The following is a 17833-nucleotide window of genomic DNA, read 5'->3' as shown; positions in this document are numbered from 1 at the left end:
GATCGAAGTATTGCGCTGATCCGGTCAGGTTGCCTACGGTACGGACCACATCCGAGGGGCGGGACGGAAAGCGCCCTCGCCAGCAGAAGGGCACATCGATGAGGACAACGAGCCACCGCAAGGCGCTCAGCCTGTTGCTCGTGGCAGGGCTCGGCCTGGCGGCCGCGTCCTGTGGTTCCGGGGACGGGGACAAGCCGGCTGCTCAGGGGTCGGGCGACGCGAACGCCCCGGTCACGATCACCGTGGGATGCCAGCCGCCGAAGAGCAACCCGAAGGAACGCACCGGCTGGGACGAGGACGTCACGGCGTTCCAGAAGCTGCACCCGAACATCACGATCCAGAGCAAGGACGCGTTCCCCTGCATCAACCCGGACACCTTCCAGGCGAAGCTGGCCGGCGGCACCCAGGAGGACGTCTTCTACGTCTACTACACCGACGTCCAGAAGATCATCAAGGCCAAGCAGGCCGCCGACATCAGCCAGTACATCGGCGACGTGAAGGCGCTCAAGGACATCCGCCCGGACGTCCAGGGCGTGTTCAAGGACGGCGACAAGTCCTACGGCCTGCCGCGCAACAACTACAACATGGGCCTGGTCTACAACCGCAAGCTCTTCACCCAGGCCGGGCTCAACCCGGACTCGCCGCCCAAGACGTGGGGCGAGGTCCAGGAAGCGGCCAAGAAGATCGCCGGTCTCGGTGCGGGCTACACGGGCTTTGGTGAGTACAGCGCGGGCAACACCGGCGGTTGGCACTTCGCCGCCTCGCTGTACGCCCGGGGTGGCTCGATGGTGAGCGACGACGGCAAGACCGCCGCGTTCAACAGCGGCGAGGGCAAGGCTGTGCTGGAGAACCTGAAGAAGATGCGCTGGGACGACAACAGCATGGGCACCAAGCAACTGCTGCAGTGGGAAGACCTGATGCGGATGATGGGCTCGGGCAAGCTCGGCATGATGATCGGCGCGCCGGACGTCGTCCAGTCGGTCAACAACGACTTCCAGGGCAAGTTCGACGACTACGGGGTGACCGCCGTACCGGAGTCCGAGGGCAAGTCCTCGCTCAGCGGTGGCGACGGGTACATGTTCAACCCGAAGGCGTCGCCGGAGAAGATCAAGGCCGGGCTCGCCTGGCTGGAGTTCCACGAGTTGACGCCGGGCCAGGGCCAGTTCAACTACGAGCGCGCCAAGACCCAGGGCCGCCCGGTCGGCCTGCCGATCCCCGACCTGTACGGCACCTCGGCCCCCGGTAAGGAAATCGTTGCTCTGCGCAAGCAGTTCGCGACGGTGCCGGTGGACCACTTCACCCCGTACGTCGACGCACAGGCCGACATCACCAACAAGCTCGAGCCGCCGAAGGCGCAGGAGCTGTACGCCGTCCTGGACGTCGCGATGTCCGCGGTACTCACCCGGAAGGATGCTGACATCGACAAGCTGCTCTCGGATGCCGAGGGCAAGGCCAACAAGATCCTCGCCAAGAACACCTGATGGCAGTTCTGACCGCGAAGTCGCCGGTGCGCCGTTCCCTTCCCCAGGGAGCGGCGCGCCGCGCGGTGGGCAGGAACCTGACGGCGTACGGGTTCCTCTGCGGGGCGTTGATCTGTTTCGCCTTCTTCTCCTGGTACCCGATGATCCGCGAGGTCGTCCTCAGCTTCCAGGAGAACAACTTCGTCGACCCGGCCAAGTGGGTCGGCTTCGACAACTTCCGCAGCGTGATCGACGACCCGGCCTTCCGGTCCGCCTGGCTGAACACGGCCGCCTTCAGCGGTCTCGCGCTGATCGTCGGCTACGCGGTCCCGTTCGTGCTCGCGGTGGTACTGAACGAACTGAAGCACGCGCGGGCGTACCTGCGCTTCGTCGTCTACCTGCCGGTGATGCTGCCGCCGGCCGTCGGCGTGCTGTTGTTCAAGTGGTTCTACGATCCGGGCGCAGGGCTGTTCAACCAGATCCTCGATGTGTTCGGGATCCCGCCGCTGGCCTGGCTCGACTCCTCCAGTACCGCGCTGATCTCGCTCGTCCTGGTCTCCACCTGGATGAACCTCGGTACCGGCACGCTGATCTACCTGGCCGCGTTGCAGAGCATCCCCGGTGAGCTCTACGAGTCGGCTGAGCTCGACGGCGCCGGTCTGTTCAAGCGCGTCTGGCACGTGACGATCCCGCAGACCAAGCTGATCCTGCTGGTGATGCTGCTGCTCCAGGTGGTGGCGACCATGCAGGTCTTCATCGAGCCCTACCTGCTGACCGGCGGCGGGCCCGAGAACGCGACCGTGACGGTGGCCTACCTGATGTACCAGTACGCCTTCAACTTCGGCGACTTCGGTGGCGGTGGCGCACTCGGCCTGATGCTGATGGTCGTCCTGATGGTGTTCTCCACGATCTACCTGCGCGTCTCGCGAGACAACGAAGGTGGCCGATGACAACGACCCTGCAACCGCAATCGGTGCTCGAGGCAACCACGCCGGCGCCGGCCCCGCGCAGTCCGAAGAAAAGGAAGAAGGACAAGGGCCGCGAGTACGAGACCAGGAGCCTGGTGTCGCCGTTGGCGTTGCGGTCCTGGCGCGGCAAGACGACCTACTGGACCGTGCTGGTCGTGGTGGTGATCGGCTTCACGCTGGCCTTCGTCTTCCCGCTGTACTGGATGGTGACCGGCGCGCTGAAGTCACCGGAGGAGATCGCCCAGATCCCGCCGAGCTTCTTCCCGAAGCACTTCGACTTCCACGTCTACGCCGACGCCTGGAACCAGCTCCAGCTCGGCGTCTTCCTGAAGAACACCGCCCTGTACGCCGGTGGCGCGTGGCTGTTCACGTTGGCGGTCGATGTGACGGCGGCGTACGCGTTGTCGAAGCTGCGGCCGTTCTTCGGCAAGGTGATCCTCGGGCTGATGCTGGCCACCTTGATGATCCCGCCGATGGTGCTGCTGCTGCCGACGTACCTGGTCGCCAAGGACGTACCGCTGTTCCACTTCAACCTGCTCAACACTCCGTGGGCGATCTGGTTGCCGGCGGCGGCGAACGGGTTCTTCATCTTCCTGCTCAAGCGGTTCTTCGACTCGATCCCGCGGGAGCTGCTGGAGGCGGCCGAGATCGACGGCGCGTCGCCGATGCGGATCCTGTGGTCGATCGTGCTGCCGGTCTCGCGGCCGATCCTCGGCGTGGTCTCGATCCTGTCGGTGGTGACGGTCTGGAAGGACTTCGTCTGGCCGCTGCTGGTGCTGCCGGAGACGGACAAGATGTCGATCAGCGTCGGGATCGCGTCGCTGTCCGCGCAGATGCCGCAGAACGTCCTGATCGCCTCGCTGGTGATCGCGTCGCTGCCGACGATCCTGGTCTTCTTCGTGTTCCAGCGCAGCATCATGGCGGGTCTCACCGCCGGAAGCCTCAAAGGCTGATCCCCTCCCTACCCCCCAAGGAGTAGCAATGCCTCTTACCGATACCGGCACGTGGTGGCGCGGAGCGGCGATCTACCAGGTCTATCTGCGCAGCTTCGCCGATGGCAACGGTGACGGGATCGGCGACCTCGCCGGGCTGCGCGCCAAGCTGCCCTATCTCGCGGAACTCGGCGTCGACGCGATCTGGCTGAACCCGTGGTACCCGTCGCCGATGGCCGACGGCGGCTACGACGTGGCCGACTACCGCGCGATCGACCCGAGCTTCGGCACCCTGGCGGAGGCCGAGGCCTATATCGACGAGGCGCACGCGCTGGGGATCCGGACCATCATCGACATCGTGCCGAACCACGGGTCGGACCAGCAGGACTGGTTCGTCCAGGCGCTGGCAGCCGGGCCGGGGTCGGTCGAGCGGGAGCGGTTCCTGTTCCGCGACGGCCGCGACGGTGGGTTGGCGCCGAACGACTGGCAGTCGATCTTCAACGGGCCGGCCTGGACACAGGCCGCCGACGGTCAGTGGTACCTGCATCTCTTCGCACCGGAACAGCCGGACTTCAACTGGCGCAATCCCGAGGTGGTGGAGGAGTTCCACGCCATCCTGCGGTTCTGGCTGGATCGCGGGGTGGACGGGATCCGGATCGACAGCGCCGCGGTGCTGTTCAAGGATCTGGACAGCATCGAGGAGTCGTACACCGACCACGACGAGGTGCACGACGTGTACCGCGGCTGGCGGGAGATCACCGACCAGTACGAGGGGCGTTTCCTGGTCGGCGAGATGTGGATGCCGGACCAGGAGCGGTTCGCGCTCTACCTGCGGCCGGACGAGATGCAGACCGCCTTCAACTTCGACTTCCTGTCGCGTCCGTGGGATGCGGCCGAGTTGCGCGCGTCGATCGACCTGACGCTGACGACGCACGTCCCGATCGGAGCACCACCCACCTGGGTGCTCTCGAACCACGACGTCACCCGCCCGGTGACGAAGTACGGGCGTCCGGACACGTCCTTCTCCCACCAGGACCGCAAACACGGTATGGAGACCGACCCCGTACTAGGCGAACGCCGCGCCCGAGCCGCTGCGTTGCTGGCGATGGCTCTCCCCGGCGGCCTCTACGTCTACCAAGGCGAAGAACTAGGCCTGCCGGAGGTGGAAGACCTCCCCGACCACCTCCTCCAAGACCCCCTCTGGGAACGCTCGAACGGCACCGACCGAGGCCGAGACGGCTGCCGAGTCCCCATGCCGTGGTCCGGCAAGGAACCCCCCTTCGGCTTCGGGGCCGGCACCCCCTGGCTCCCGCAGCCGGCCGACTGGAAAAACCTCACCGTCGAGTCCCAGCAAGCCGACCAGAACTCCATGCTCGCCCTCTACCGCAACGGCCTGAAACTCCGCCGCACCGCGCTAGGCGACGGCACCCTCACCTGGCTCGACTCCGCGGAAGGCGTCCTAGCCTTCACCCGAGAGTCCCTCACCTGCATCGTCAACCTGACCCCGCAGCCGGTCGACCTTCCGGACCACTCAGAAGTCCTCCTGAGCAGCACCCCCTTAGAAGAAGGCAAACTCCCCCCAGACACCACAGCCTGGCTCCGCTGACCATCCCTCCCCGACCACGTGGAGCCCTGGACCACAGACCAGGGCTCCACGGGCCAATCAGCCCGTTGCCGTACGGTCACATCGACTCTGGCGGTGAGAGCTTACTCCTGGCGGCTTGTGGTGGTCCGAGTTCCTAGCGGTCGTGGGTAGTGAGGGGTTGGAAGCGGCGGAGTCTGAGGCTGTTGGTTACTACGAAGACTGAGCTGAAGGCCATGGCGGCTCCTGCCAGCATGGGGTTGAGGAGGCCGGCGGCGGCTAAGGGGAGGCCGGCTACGTTGTAGGCGAAGGCCCAGAAGAGGTTCCCCTTGATGGTTCGGAGGGTGGTTCTGGAGAGGCGGATCGCGTCGGCTGCTGAGCGAAGGTCGCCTCGGACGAGGGTTAGGTCGCTGGCTTCGATGGCTACGTCGGTGCCGGTGCCCATGCTCAGGCCCAGGTCGGCTTGGGCCAGGGCGGCTGCGTCGTTCACGCCGTCGCCGACCATTGCTACCGAGCGACCTTCGGACTGCAGCTTCTTCACCACGTCTACCTTGCCGGCCGGGAGGACCTCGGCGATCACCTCGTCGATGCCTACCTCGGCTGCCACCTTCTGAGCGACTGCCTCGTTGTCACCAGTGAGCAGCACCGGCCTCAAGCCGAGTGCTTTCAACTGGCGGATTGCTTCGGCTGAGCTTGGCTTCACGGTGTCGGCGACGACCAGCACAGCGCGCGCCTTGCCATCCCAGCCGACGGCAACCGCAGTACTGCCCTCGGCCTCGGCATGCTCCTTCGCATGAGCCAGCCCAGCCGGCAGGTGCTGGCTCCACTCCTCCAGCAACCGTGTCCGCCCGACCAGTACGGCGTGCCCGTCGACGATCCCCTGGACGCCGAGACCTTCCACGTTGCCGAAGTCCTCGACCGCCGCAAGCTTGCCCACCTCGTCGGCAGCACCGCGGGCGATCGCCTGCGCAATCGGGTGCTCACTCGAATGCTCGAGCGCCCCCGCCAGCCGCAGTACCTCGGCCCGCTCTTCACCCTCGGCCAGCAGTACATCGACCAGCGCCATCCGCCCGGTCGTCACGGTCCCGGTCTTGTCCAGTACGACGGTGTCGACCCGATGCGTGGACTCCAGCACCTCGGGCCCCTTGATCAGGATGCCCAGCTGCGCCCCGCGCCCCGTCCCGACCATCAACGCGGTCGGAGTCGCCAGCCCGAGCGCACAAGGGCAAGCAATGATCAGTACTGCGACCGCCGCGGTGAACGCCACCTCGGTCGGCGACCCGTTCCCGAGCCAGAATCCCAACGTGGCCAGCGAAAGCCCGATCACGATCGGCACGAAGATCCCGGAAACCCGGTCGGCCAACCGCTGCACGGCCGCCTTACCGTTCTGCGCGTCCTCCACCAACCGAGCCATCTGCGCCAGCTGAGTATCAGACCCGACCCGAGTAGCCCGTACTACCAGCCGCCCGCCGGCGTTCACGGTCGCGCCGACGACGGCATCCCCTTCGCCGACCTCCACCGGCACCGACTCGCCAGTCAGCATCGACGCGTCCACCGCGCTGCTGCCGGTGACGATGACGCCGTCGGTAGCGATCTTCTCGCCCGGCCGCACGACAAACTCGTTGCCCACTGCAAGCTGATCGGCCGGGATCCGGAACTCGGCGCCATCACGCAGTACGGCGACGTCCTTGGCGCCCAACTCCAGCAGGGCCTTCAGCGCAGCACCCGACTGCCGCTTGGCGCGCGCCTCGAAGTACCGGCCTGCAAGGATGAAGGTCGTGACGCCGGCGGCGACCTCGAGGTAGATCTCCTCGGCGCCGCTACCCCGCGAGGGGATCAGCGTGAACGGCATCTTCATCCCCGGCGCGCCCGCCTCGCCGAGGAACAACGCGTAAAGCGACCAGACGAAGGAGCTCAGCACGCCGACCGAGATCAACGTGTCCATCGTCGCGGCACCGTGCCGCAGATTCGTCCAGGCGGCCTTGTGGAACGGCCAGGCCGCCCACGTGACCACCGGTGCGGCCAGGGTCAACGAGGCCCACTGCCAGAAGTCGAACTGCAGCGCGGGAATCATGCCCAGGGCAATCACCGGCACGGCGAGCGCGATGCTGGCGATCAGCCGCTCACGCAACGGCCGCAGCTCGTCGACCGGTTCGGGGCCGTCAGCAACAGGGGGAGTTGGCAACGAGGCGGAATAGCCGGTTGCCTCGACGGTGGCGACGAGATCTTCGGTACTGATGCCTTCGGCAAACGTCACCTTCGCCTTCTCGGTGGCGTAGTTGACGGTCGCGGTGACGCCGTCCATCCGGTTGAGTTTTTTCTCGACCCGGTTGGCGCAGGAGGCGCACGTCATGCCACCGATGAGGAGCTCGACGGAGTTGTCCGGTGTGGTCATTGCTGGGCCTCCTTTCAGTGGCCGTGCGGAGTTTCTTCTTCGGCGCCGGGCAGTTCGCTCGGCGGCACGATCGCCGTACCGTCGCTGCCGACGGTCACGGTGAACTCGGCGGTGCGCACCTTGCCGGCGTGCTGGAAGTCCAGGAACAGGCTGTACGTGCCGGCGGTCGGGAACGTCGTGCCGAACTTGATCGCCGGCCCGCCCTTCATCCCCGCCTTCGCCTCGGCGGACGGATGCGTGTGCAGGTAGGCGAGATCGCCACCACGCAATGACACCAGGTGCCCGAAAGCCCCGAGATACGGCTGCAGGTCGGTGACCGGCTTGCCCGCCTTGCTGACGCTGAACGTCAGCTCTGACTCCTTGCCGGCGACAGGACTGCCGGCCAGCGTGACGTCGTACCCGTCGATGGAGTAGGCGCTCGCGGGCTCGTTCAGCGGGACCGGGATGTAGAGCCCGGAGACGTTGACGTCGGCACCCAAGGTCAGCGTCTTACCGAGCGCGGTCGGCTGGAAGTCCGTGAAGATGCGCCACTGACCACCAGCGGTGAACGTGAACGGAATGCTCCACGTCCCATCCGCGGCCCGCGTCGGGTGCACGTGACGGAAGCCCGACAGATCCCGCCGTACGACGATCAGATGCAGATCCTTCTCATGCGTCTGTGTGTACTGCGTAACCGCCTTGCCATCCGGCCCTTGAATCGTGAAGGCCAGCGTCTGCGCCTTACCCGGCTGGAAGAAAGTGGCCTCCGGTACCAACGTATAGCCGGACTGGGACACCGCGAGCCCAGGAGGCTGAGCGCCCGGATCACTGTGCATCCCAGCCATGCCGCCGTCGGCGTGCTCACCGGCGCTGGGTGCCGGATCGGCTGCCGCGACCGGGTCGACCGCGGAGCCGAGTGCGAACGCGCCGGCGAAGGCCAGCGCCACTGCACCAGCGAACGCGCCGAGCCGGACCGCGACAGCCTTGGTCATGCGTTCGCCAGCTTGTACCCGGCCTCGTCGACCGCTTCGCGAACGGCGGTCTCGTCGAGCGCCGACTCGCTCGTCACGTGCACTGCGGACGTACCGCCCGCGTTGAGGTCGATGCTGACCTCCTGGACGCCCGGCAGCTTGCCGAGCTCCTCGGTGACGGCGGCGCTGCAGTGACCGCAGGTCATGCCGTTGACGGAGTACGTGGTGGTGGTCATAAGAGTGCTCCTAGCTCGAAAGATCTTCAGAAAGGGGTCAGCTGCGGACGAGCCGGGCGATCGCGTCGGAGGCCTCGCGGACTTTCTCCTCGGCCTCCGCCCCGCCTCGCTGCGCGGCCTCGACCACGCAGTGCGACAGGTGCTCGTCCAGTAGCTCGAGGGAGAAGGACTGCAGCGCCTTGGTGGCCGCCGAGACCTGGGTGAGGATGTCGATGCAGTACTTGTCCTCCTCGACCATCCGTTGCAGGCCGCGCACCTGCCCCTCGATCCGGCGCAGCCGCTTCAGGTGGCTGGACTTCTCCGAGGTGTACCCGTGCACGTGCTCGGCGTTCTCTTCGGTGGTCATGGCGGTCCTCATCTCCCAACTGCTACCCCTGCGGGGTATGTCGACAGGCAAAAAAGTACCCCCTATGGGTATCCAAAGCAAGTCCGCTCCGAATACCCATAGGGGGTACGGAAGAATTAGAGTCCGAGCTCGGTCAGTCCCGGGTGGTCCTCAGGGCGCGGCCCGGGCGCGTCCCAGTGGAAGAGCCGGTCGCCGGTGGAGGCCCACAGCTCCTTGATCAGCCGGTAGTCCAGCTCGCGGGCCCACTTCTGGGTCAGGAACTCCACCACCTCGGCGCGGCCGGTGACGAAGGTGTCCCGGTTCCGCCAGTAGGTATCCGGCGTGTAGGCGAGCGAGACGGCTTCCGGGTCCTGCTTGTTCCAGGCGTTCTCCGCGGCGCGGACCTTCAGGATCGCCGTCTCCTCGGTGAACGGAGGCAGTGGGGGTCGAGCATTCACTAGCTTCTCCCTGACTGTTGACTGTATCCATTCAAGGTTGTACTAGCGCGAACGCCGCCCGGATGTCAGTTGTGGCAACTGAGCAACATTCCCGGCGAGGTGGACGTCATCCTCTGCAAGGATGAGCGTCCTCCTCGCCGAGGGGGTTTCAGAGGGAGAGGGGCGGCATGCCAGACCTGGCGATCCGCACGCAAGCGCTGCGGAAGACGTATCGGACCCGGCGGGGCAAGCGGGTGGTCGCGGTGCAGGGCCTGGACCTGGAGGTGCCGATCGGCGGGGTGCATGGCTTCCTCGGGCCGAACGGTTCCGGCAAGACGACCTCGATCCGGATGCTGCTCGGCCTGGTCCGGGCCGATGCCGGCACGATGACCGTGTTCGACCAGGTGGTGCCCGACCGGCTGCAGGACGTGGTCGGCCGGATCGGCGCGATCGTCGAGTCGCCGAAGTTCTTCCCCACCTTCAGCGGCCGCAAGAACCTGGAGCTGCTCGCCGACGCGATCGGCGCACCGCGCACGCGGGTCGGCGAGGTGCTCGCCGAGACCTCGCTGAACGAGCGAGGCAAGGACAAGTTCAAGAGCTACTCGCTGGGGATGAAGCAGCGGCTGGCGATCGCCGCCACGCTGCTGAAGCAACCCGACCTGCTGATCTTCGACGAGCCGACCAACGGCCTCGACCCGGCCGGTATCCGGGAGATCCGCGAGACCATGCGCAGCCTGGGGGAGCAGGGCCGGACGGTCCTGGTCAGCAGCCACATCCTGGCCGAGGTCGAGCAGGTCGCCGACACCGTCTCGATCATCGGCCACGGCCGGTTGCTCGCCTCCGGCACCGTCGCCGAGGTGATCGGCGGCAGCGGCAAGTCCACCGTGAAAGTGGCGATCGGTGAGCACGCGGCCCACCAGGAACGCGCCGCCTCGATCCTGACCGCCGCCGGGATGACAGTTCGGGCCGAAGGCAACTATCTGTTCGTCGACGGCGCCGAGCACTCCGCAGAAGTGACCAGAAGGCTTGCCCAGCAGGAGTTGTACGTGTCCGAACTGATCCCGGTCCGCGCCGACCTGGAGTCCGTCTTCCTCGAACTGACCGCCGACGAGGGTCTGGGGGGCGAGCAGTGATCCGCCTCACCGGAGTCGAGCTCCGCCGGCTGGCGTCGCGCCGGATCGCGATCATCGGCGTCGTCGCCGTGCTGATCATCAGCGCCTTTCTGTTGTTCGCCATCTGGCGCCAGGCCCAGCCGCTGTCGGAGGCCGAGCAGCGGCAGAACCAGGTCTTCCTGGAGGAACAGCAGAAGGACTGGGCGCTGCACGGCGAGCAGTACCAGAAGGACTGCGAGGCTGCCTACGCGACGGCGGAAGAACCGAAGCCGGCGCTGAAGGACTTCTGCCCGGGCCCGCCGTCGCTCGAGCAGTACGCCAAGCCGAAGACGGTGTTCGCCGAGGTCATGCCGGACGTGCTGCTCGGGTCGTCGTACCTGCTGGTGTTCGTGGCGTTCCTGATCGGCGCCAGCTTCTTCGGTGCCGAGTTCAGCAGTGGGGCGATCGGCAACTGGCTCACCTTCGAGCCCCGCCGATTGCGGGTCTTCGGCAGCAAGCTGCTGGGCGCCGCGATCGGGTTCGTCCCGGTCGCCGTGGTGATCACCGGCCTGTTGCTACTGGGCACGTTCCTGATTGTGGACAACCTCGGGATCACCGCCGGTACGACGGGCAAGGTCTGGGGCAACCTCACCGAGATGTCCGGCCGGATCGTCTTGATGACGGCGATCGGGGCCGCGCTGGGCTGTGTGGTCGGGGCGCTGCTGCGGCACACGGCCGCCGCGATCGGCTTCGTGATGGGCTACCTCATCATCGTCGAGGGAGTGTTCGGCGGCTTCCTCGAGAAGGCGCAGCCCTGGCTGGTGCGACTCAACTTCGACGCCTTCATCAAGCACGACGCCCTGTACTACATCAATGAGTGCAACAGCTCCGGGGGCAGCTACACCTGCGACCAGGTCACGAAGACGCTGTCCTTCGAGCACGGCGCCTGGTACCTCAGCATCGTCGCGGTGGCGCTGGTCCTGCTCGGCGCGCTGGTCTTCCGGCGCCGCGATGTCAACTAGCCGAGGCTTTGCGGCGCCTCCGCAGTGAAATCAGCGCGAGGCCGAGCGTGATAAGGAAGGCGCCGCCACCAGCTGCCAGGCCGATACCCAGGCCTGGCGGCTGGAAGCTGCAGCTGATCTTCTGGCTCGGCCCGGGCAACTGCACGGCAAGGAGCCCGCCCAGCTCGGTGGGCTCCTGCTTCTTGCCGCCATCGACCGAGCAGCTCCAGCCTTCGATCCGCGGTACCGAGACCACCGCGAGCCCTGTACTACCGGGCTTCAGCGTCGCGTCGATCGAATGCCCACCGGTCTTCACCTCGGTGGCACCGGCCTCGCGCAGAGCGGCGACGGCCTTCGTCAGCTTCTCGGAGTCGAGGCAACCCATCGCGCCGGTCACCGGCAGCCGCCCGGTGGCGGCGAGGATCTTGATCTCCGCGACCGCTACTCCACTCGCCGGCGTCTGCCCGATCTTCAACAGCCCGCTGCTCGTAGTGATCCCCGGCCGTCGCGACGCCGTCAGCGGCTGCCACTCGGCGTCTTGGCCGACCCGTGCCTCACCGGAGGCTCGCGGAAGATTCAGATAGACGGTCGAGCCCGGCGCACACCGCGCGGTCATCGTGACCACACCTGGCTCGGCCGTCCGGCGCCCCTTGTACTCCGGTACCTCGTACACGTCGGCGCCCAGAAGCCTTTCCTGGAAGGCGAAAACGCTGTCCGGCTGCGCTGCGCCGTCGGCCGGCTTGGGGTGGACGGTGACGAGTGGGGGCACCTCGGTGCGCTTGATCGTGCCGTCCTCGAACCTGGCGCCGATGGCGAAGATGGCATCCGTGACCGGGTTGTCGAGGTCGTGCGAGGCGCGGCCGTACCCCACCCAGCCGAAGCCGAGATCAGTCAGCGTGTGGTTGAGGCTCGCCGGCAGAATGCTGCTGTAGTACCCAGGCCCTTGCCCGCCCAGCAGGATCGGGTCGTTCGGCGTCAGCGCTGTCCCGGGATTGGTCCGGTACTGCGGCCAACCGGCTGCCGCGTGCACCTTGTCGGCCCGGTCGGTCTGCTCGGCACCCCAGGCCGGCGCCGATGCGGTCAGGAACTTGTTGCGTTGCTGGTCGACCACGATCGCCGTCCAGGCCAGCTCCACGCCCACTGCGCCGATCACCACCACCGCGGCGACGAGCGAGACCAGTCGCGGACGCCCGGCGTACCGCATCGCCAGGAGGACAAGGAGAATCAGGGCGCCTGAGCAGCTGAGGACGATGATGCTGCCGTTGGTCAGCAACGGGCTGTGCTGCGTGTAGATCGCCAGCGTGACCACGAGTGCGGTGCCACCGGTCAACGCGATCCAGCTCGGCGCGCGGTCGGCGACCGAGAGCCACGCGGCGATCACCAGGATCGCGCAGAGCACGAATCCCTGCCGGTACTGGCTGCCATTGGGGATATCGAAACCGTGCCAGAGCTCGTGCGTCGGCTTCCACAGGAACGAGGCGCCGACGAGCACGGCCAGTAGCGTCCAGGCGATCCGGGTGACGGCTCTGACCGATCCGTTGAACGGTAGCGTCGCGGCCAGCAGCAGGGCCGCAGTACCGACGTACAGGCTGGCGCCCCGGCCGACGCCCTCGGACAGCGGGAGTAAGCGTGAGAAGAAGTTCTCCAGCGGGACGGGGGTGAAGGTGCCCGAGGGGGACGGGGTGGCGAGGCTGTTCGCCTTGAAGAGAGGGATCAGGATCGGCGCCGACAGGGCGAGGCCGAGGACGGACGCGAGGGCGTAGCGCAGCAGACCGCGCAGCCGGTCCAGCCAGCTGGTCTCGCTGGTCAGCACGCGGACCAGCACGATGAGGCCGGCCGCGATCGTCGCCATATAGGCGGTGTAGAAGTTGGACACCCAGAACACGGCGATCACCGCGACGCTGAGGATCCGGTGCTTGCGTTTCAGTGACCATTCGCCGACGAGGCAGAACATCGGCAGCGCGATCAGCCCGTCGAGCCACATCGGGACGTAGGCGCCGTCGTCGATCGCCCAGCCACACAGCCCGTACGACGCGCCGAGCACCGCGGCCAGCCACCAGGGACCCGGCCGCATCCGGCGAAGGAGCGCGGCCATCGCCGCAGCCGCCAGCGCGAGCTTCAGCGTGGTGATGACGAAGACGGCGAGGTCGATGTCGTCGCGCGGGAACAACACCACCAGGAGCGACAGCGGGCTGCCGAGATCGATGCCGTAGTCGGCCAGGAACCCGACCCCGAAGCCGCTCTGCCAGTTGAACAGCAGGTCGCCCTGGGCGTTCCCGGTCAGGACGTCCCACAGGTGCGCGAAGAACGGGACATACTGGGCGCCGAGGTCGTTGGTGCTGCGCGATGCGCCCCCGAACGGGAACGTCCCCCGGAACATCCCGGCGACGATGAAGCCGAGCGCGGCCACGGCTCCGGCGACCAGGGCTTCCGGCGCTGGTACCGGCCTTCTCGCGGTGCTGCTTGGCTCGGTGTTGCTTGCCTCGGGCACCTTGGGTGCCGGGTTGTCCGACGTCAAGGATCGCCCTCCGGAAATGATGGTACCCACCCCCTACCGCTGGCCAGGCTACACTCCTGGCCAGGTCACAGATCTTCCTTGGAGTGCAATGCGGTTGACGCTGGTGGTCCCCTGTTTCAACGAGGCTGACGTGATCGCCCGGTTCCACCAGGCCGTCAGCCGGGAGCTGGCCGGCACCGACGAGCCGTACGAGATCATCTACGTCGACGACGGCAGTAACGACGGCACGCTCGCCGCGCTGACCGAGATCGCTATCGCGGATCCGGCCGTGCGCTATCTGTCCTTCAGCCGGAACTTCGGCAAGGAAGCAGCGATGCTCGCCGGTCTGCGGCACGCCGGTGGCGACGCGGTGATCCTGATGGACGCCGACCTCCAACATCCGCCCGAGCTGATCGGCCGGATGCTCGAGTTGCACGCGCGCGGCTTCGACCAGGTGATCGCCCGCCGGACCAGGTCCGGCGACCCCGCGACCAGGACGTTTCTGGCCCGGACCTACTACTGGCTGATCAACCGCTGGGCCGATGTCGAGCTGATGGACGGCGTCGGCGACTTCCGGCTGATCTCGCGGCGCGCGGTCGACGGTTTGCTGAAGCTGGAGGAGAACAACCGGTTCTCCAAGGGGCTGTTCGCATGGATCGGGTTCGACTCGATCATCTTCGAGTACGAGAACGTCCAGCGCGAGGGCGGCCGGAGCCGGTGGTCGTTCCGCAAGCTCTTCGAGTACGGGCTGGACGGCCTGCTGTCGTTCAACAACAAGCCGTTGCGGGCCGCGATCTACGTCGGCATGCTGCTGACCACGGTCGCCGTGGTCTACGCGATCTGGGTGATCGTGGTGGCGGCGACGCAGGGCGTGGAGATGCCCGGGTACGTGACGCTGATCGCCGCGATCACCGGGCTCGGTGGGCTGCAGATGGTGATGCTCGGGGTGATCGGCGAGTACATCGGGCGGATCTACTACGAGACCAAGAAGCGCCCGCACTACCTGGTCAAGGAGAGCAACCTGACTCCGCCAGGCGTAGTACTGGGTGGGGCGGCCAGCTCGACCTACCGCCTGCAGAGCCACCCGGACGAAGTACGGCTCGACCGGGGCTGAGCCTCCTCTGACAGACAAACGCCGGCCCCGGAGTGGATGAACCACTCCGGGGCCGGCGTACGTAGTACTGGTCAGGCGGTGAGGCGCTCCTCGGTGGAGGTCGAGAAGAGGTGCAGCTTGTCGGTCTGGGCCTCCAGGTGGATCAGCGAGCCCTTCTCGACGTTCATCCGAGCGCCGATCTTGGCCACGATCTGCTGGTGGTTGCCGTCGTGCTCGGCGGTGCCGTAGAGGAACGCGTCAGCGCCGAGCTCCTCGATCACGGCCACCTTCACCGGCAGGCCGTTGTCGGAGACCTTGAAGGCCTCCGGGCGGACGCCGATCGAGACGGTCTTGTCGCTACCGGCCTTGCCCAGGATGTCGCGGCCGACCGGGATCGTGTAGTCGCCCAGCTTGACGCCGCCGTCGACCACGTCGCCGGTCAGCAGGTTCATCGCCGGGGAGCCGATGAAGCCGGCTACGAACAGGTTCTTCGGGTTGTCGTACAGGTTCAGCGGGGTGTCGACCTGCTGGAGCAGACCGTCCTTGAGCACCGCGACCCGGTCGCCCATCGTCATGGCCTCGACCTGGTCGTGGGTGACGTAGACGGTGGTGACGCCGAGGCGCTGCTGCAGCTCGGCGATCTGGGTGCGGGTCTGGACCCGGAGCTTGGCGTCGAGGTTCGACAGCGGCTCGTCCATCAGGAAGACCTGCGGGTTACGCACGATGGCGCGGCCCATCGCGACGCGCTGACGCTGTCCACCGGACAGGGCCTTCGGCTTGCGGTCGAGGTACTCCTCCAGGCCGAGCAGCTTGGCGGCCTCCATCACGCGCTTGGCGCGGTCCTCCTTGGAGACACCCTGCATCTTCAGCGCGAAGCCCATGTTGTCCGCAACCGACATGTGCGGGTACAGCGCGTAGTTCTGGAACACCATCGCGATGTCCCGCTCTTTCGGCGGGCGGTGGGTGACGTCGCGGTCACCGATGTAGATGGAACCCTCGTTGACCTCTTCGAGGCCGGCGAGCATCCGGAGCGAGGTCGACTTGCCGCAACCCGACGGGCCGACGAGGACCATGAACTCGCCGTCCTCGATCTCGAGGTTGAGCTTGTCGACGGCGGGCGTCTCAGAACCGGGGTAGACCCGGGTCGCCGCCTTGAACGAGACAGTAGCCATGACTGTGTACCTTCCTTCACCGGCAGGAACGTGCCGGACGATCCGAGTAAAGGCCCCCAGTCGGGGGTGCGCCCATCCTCACCTGGCAGGCAGCTCCTGACAAGGTGTACTGGGTGTGACTTGTCCGTTCTGTTCACCTTGTGGACACTTCCACGCAGGTTCCGTCTGCAATTTCTTGCAACATCTTGCTGCAAGTTCAGCGACCGGTGGGTATGGTGCCGCGGTGAGCAGTAGAGCGAGGCTGGCGGACATCGCGGTCAAGGCCGGCGTCAGCGAGGCGACGGTGTCCCGGGTGCTGAACGGCAAACCGGGGGTCGCGGAGGAGACCAGACAGGCGGTACTGACCGCCCTCGACGTACTCGGCTTCGAACGGCCGACCCGGCTGCGGCGACGCTCCGCCGGGCTGATCGGGCTGGTGATGCCGGAGCTGATCAACCCGATCTTCCCCGCCTTCGCCCAGGTGATCGAGTCGGCGCTGTCCCAACGCGGTTTCACCCCGGTGCTGTGCACGCAGTCACCTTCGGGTGCCACCGAGGAGGAGTACGTCGAGATGCTGCTCGAGCGCGGCGTCTCCGGCATCATCTTCGTCTCGGGCCTGCACGCGGACACCGGCGCGGATCACGCCCGGTACCAGTCGCTGGTCGACCGCAACCTGCCGGTGGTCTTCGTGAACGGCTGGCTGCCGGGGGTGGAGGCGCCCTTCGTCTCCTCCGACGAGTACGCCGCGATGGAGCTGGCCGTCTCGCACTTGGTTGCCCTCGGCCACCGCCGCATCGGCTTCGCCTCCGGGCCGGAGCGTTTCATCGTCGTCCAACGCAAACTGGCCGGCTACCGCACGGCGATGAAAGCCCAACTGGGCTTGACCGATGCCGACCTGGAAGACCTCGTCCAACTCAGCATGTTCGGCGTAGAAGGCGGCCACGCAGCAGCCCAACGCCTTCTCGACGTAGACGTCAGCGCGGTCGTCTGCGGCTCCGACATGATGGCCCTAGGCGTAATCCGGGCCGCCCGCCAACGCGGCCTCTCCGTCCCCACCGACATCTCGATAGTCGGCTACGACGACGCCCCCATGATGGAGTTCACCGACCCACCCATGACCACGGTCCGCCAACCCGTCCACGCCATGGGCCTGGCCGCAGTACAAGCCCTCCTGGAAGAAGTCCGCGGCCACACCACCCCCCACACAGAATTCCTCTTCCGCCCAGAACTGGTAGTCCGCAACACCACCGGCCCCCACCACCGGTAGCAAGAGCAAGGCAACTACAAGAACAGAAGAGATAGTGCGCCAGGTCCGCTCTGGCCGAGTGGGTGCCGCGAGTCCGGTCCGGCGGGATGGGTGCTGTGAGTGATGACATTCGATGCTGTGAGTGCACGCAGGAGCGACAAGAATCAGGGGCAGAAGTTGTCGCCGAAGCAGGGCTTGGCCCTGACCGGCCCGGATGGCGGCCTTGAACGAGGAAATGACCGAGCATCTCGGGCATGAGAATAATCAGGCCGATCCGGATCGTGATTCGGCGAATGTGCGGCACGGAACCCGGATGAAGACAGTTGTTTCGGACGCGGCCGGCGAGGTGGAGATCGCGGTCCCTCGGGATCGCGAGAGCACGTTCGAGCCGCAGCTTGTGAAGAAGCGGCAGCGGCGTCTCGGTGAGGTTGATGAGATTTCCGGGTATTTCGCCGAGATTTACGGAGCC

General features: G+C 66.6%; 15 protein-coding genes and 1 pseudogene. 9 read left to right on the top strand and 7 right to left on the bottom strand.

From position 1 onward, the window contains the following. Window positions 1–98: 98 nt before the first annotated feature. From G3I17_RS08950 to G3I17_RS08935, 4 genes are read left to right on the top strand one after another with little or no spacing between them, the layout of a single operon-like run. On the top strand, window positions 99–1481 hold the full coding sequence (locus G3I17_RS08950) for an extracellular solute-binding protein (RefSeq protein ID WP_164595459.1): 1383 nt from the start codon (window positions 99–101) through the stop codon (window positions 1479–1481). Further along, on the top strand, window positions 1481–2410 hold the full coding sequence (locus tag G3I17_RS08945; protein WP_164595458.1) for a sugar ABC transporter permease: 930 nt from the start codon (window positions 1481–1483) through the stop codon (window positions 2408–2410). The genes G3I17_RS08950 and G3I17_RS08945 overlap by 1 nt, the downstream gene beginning before the upstream one ends. Continuing rightward, window positions 2407–3381, top strand: a complete 975-nt coding sequence (locus tag G3I17_RS08940; protein ID WP_164595457.1) for a carbohydrate ABC transporter permease — start codon at window positions 2407–2409, stop codon at window positions 3379–3381. The genes G3I17_RS08945 and G3I17_RS08940 overlap by 4 nt, the downstream gene beginning before the upstream one ends. Before the next feature lie 28 nt (window positions 3382–3409). Further along, window positions 3410–4966, top strand: a complete 1557-nt coding sequence (locus G3I17_RS08935; protein WP_164595456.1) for a glycoside hydrolase family 13 protein — start codon at window positions 3410–3412, stop codon at window positions 4964–4966. Window positions 4967–5099: 133 nt separating this feature from the next. Here G3I17_RS08935 and G3I17_RS08930 read toward each other — a convergent pair whose 3' ends face one another. The 5 genes from G3I17_RS08930 to G3I17_RS08910 all read right to left on the bottom strand — a co-directional run bounded on the left by G3I17_RS08930 (window position 5100) and on the right by G3I17_RS08910 (window position 9306). Next, window positions 5100–7337: a heavy metal translocating P-type ATPase gene (locus G3I17_RS08930; RefSeq protein ID WP_164595455.1), complete on the bottom strand. Its 2238-nt coding sequence runs from the start codon at window positions 7335–7337 to the stop codon at window positions 5100–5102. Window positions 7338–7351: 14 nt separating this feature from the next. Next, window positions 7352–8308: a hypothetical protein gene (locus G3I17_RS08925; protein ID WP_164595454.1), complete on the bottom strand. Its 957-nt coding sequence runs from the start codon at window positions 8306–8308 to the stop codon at window positions 7352–7354. Then, complete coding sequence (locus G3I17_RS08920) at window positions 8305–8523, bottom strand: heavy-metal-associated domain-containing protein (protein WP_164595453.1); 219 nt, start codon at window positions 8521–8523, stop codon at window positions 8305–8307. Before G3I17_RS08920 ends, G3I17_RS08925 begins: the two co-directional genes overlap by 4 nt. A gap of 37 nt (window positions 8524–8560) precedes the next feature. Continuing rightward, window positions 8561–8842 (bottom strand): metal-sensitive transcriptional regulator, encoded by a 282-nt coding sequence (locus tag G3I17_RS08915; protein ID WP_164595617.1) that lies wholly within the window; start codon window positions 8840–8842, stop codon window positions 8561–8563. 143 nt (window positions 8843–8985) lie between these two features. Beyond that, on the bottom strand, window positions 8986–9306 hold the full coding sequence (locus tag G3I17_RS08910) for a DUF1348 family protein (protein WP_164595452.1): 321 nt from the start codon (window positions 9304–9306) through the stop codon (window positions 8986–8988). A 167-nt stretch (window positions 9307–9473) separates the two neighbouring features. On the opposite strand from G3I17_RS08910, the gene G3I17_RS08905 reads away from it, so the two are divergent. Beyond that, the gene (locus G3I17_RS08905; protein ID WP_164595451.1) at window positions 9474–10418 is read left to right on the top strand and encodes an ATP-binding cassette domain-containing protein; all 945 of its coding nucleotides are present in this window, start codon (window positions 9474–9476) and stop codon (window positions 10416–10418) included. Further along, entirely contained in the window at window positions 10415–11398 is a 984-nt protein-coding gene (locus G3I17_RS08900) for an ABC transporter permease subunit (RefSeq protein WP_164595450.1), read from the top strand. Before G3I17_RS08905 ends, G3I17_RS08900 begins: the two co-directional genes overlap by 4 nt. On the opposite strand, the gene G3I17_RS08895 is transcribed toward G3I17_RS08900, so the two are convergent. Beyond that, window positions 11391–13895, bottom strand: coding sequence for a YfhO family protein (locus tag G3I17_RS08895; RefSeq protein WP_164595449.1), 2505 nt, complete (start codon window positions 13893–13895; stop codon window positions 11391–11393). The two genes, G3I17_RS08900 and G3I17_RS08895, sit on opposite strands and share 8 nt — an antisense overlap. Before the next feature lie 88 nt (window positions 13896–13983). Here G3I17_RS08895 and G3I17_RS08890 point away from each other — a divergent pair, with 88 nt between their 5' ends. After that, on the top strand, window positions 13984–14988 hold the full coding sequence (locus tag G3I17_RS08890; RefSeq protein ID WP_164595448.1) for a glycosyltransferase family 2 protein: 1005 nt from the start codon (window positions 13984–13986) through the stop codon (window positions 14986–14988). Window positions 14989–15059: 71 nt separating this feature from the next. Here the strand turns inward: G3I17_RS08890 and ugpC are convergent, their stop codons facing one another. Then, window positions 15060–16139: a sn-glycerol-3-phosphate ABC transporter ATP-binding protein UgpC gene (ugpC, locus tag G3I17_RS08885; protein ID WP_164595447.1), complete on the bottom strand. Its 1080-nt coding sequence runs from the start codon at window positions 16137–16139 to the stop codon at window positions 15060–15062. A gap of 223 nt (window positions 16140–16362) precedes the next feature. On the opposite strand from ugpC, the gene G3I17_RS08880 reads away from it, so the two are divergent. Next, window positions 16363–17385: a LacI family DNA-binding transcriptional regulator gene (locus tag G3I17_RS08880; protein WP_164595446.1), complete on the top strand. Its 1023-nt coding sequence runs from the start codon at window positions 16363–16365 to the stop codon at window positions 17383–17385. Between the two features lie 153 nt (window positions 17386–17538). Then, a pseudogene (locus tag G3I17_RS08875) lies at window positions 17539–17833 on the top strand (transposase); the annotation flags it as partial.

Source organism: Streptomyces sp. SID13031, from assembly GCF_010548305.1.
Taxonomy (GTDB): Bacteria; Actinomycetota; Actinomycetes; order Propionibacteriales; family Kribbellaceae; genus Kribbella.
The sequence above is the reverse complement of the archived record's forward strand: the minus strand, read 5'-3'. Positions and strand labels throughout refer to the sequence as shown.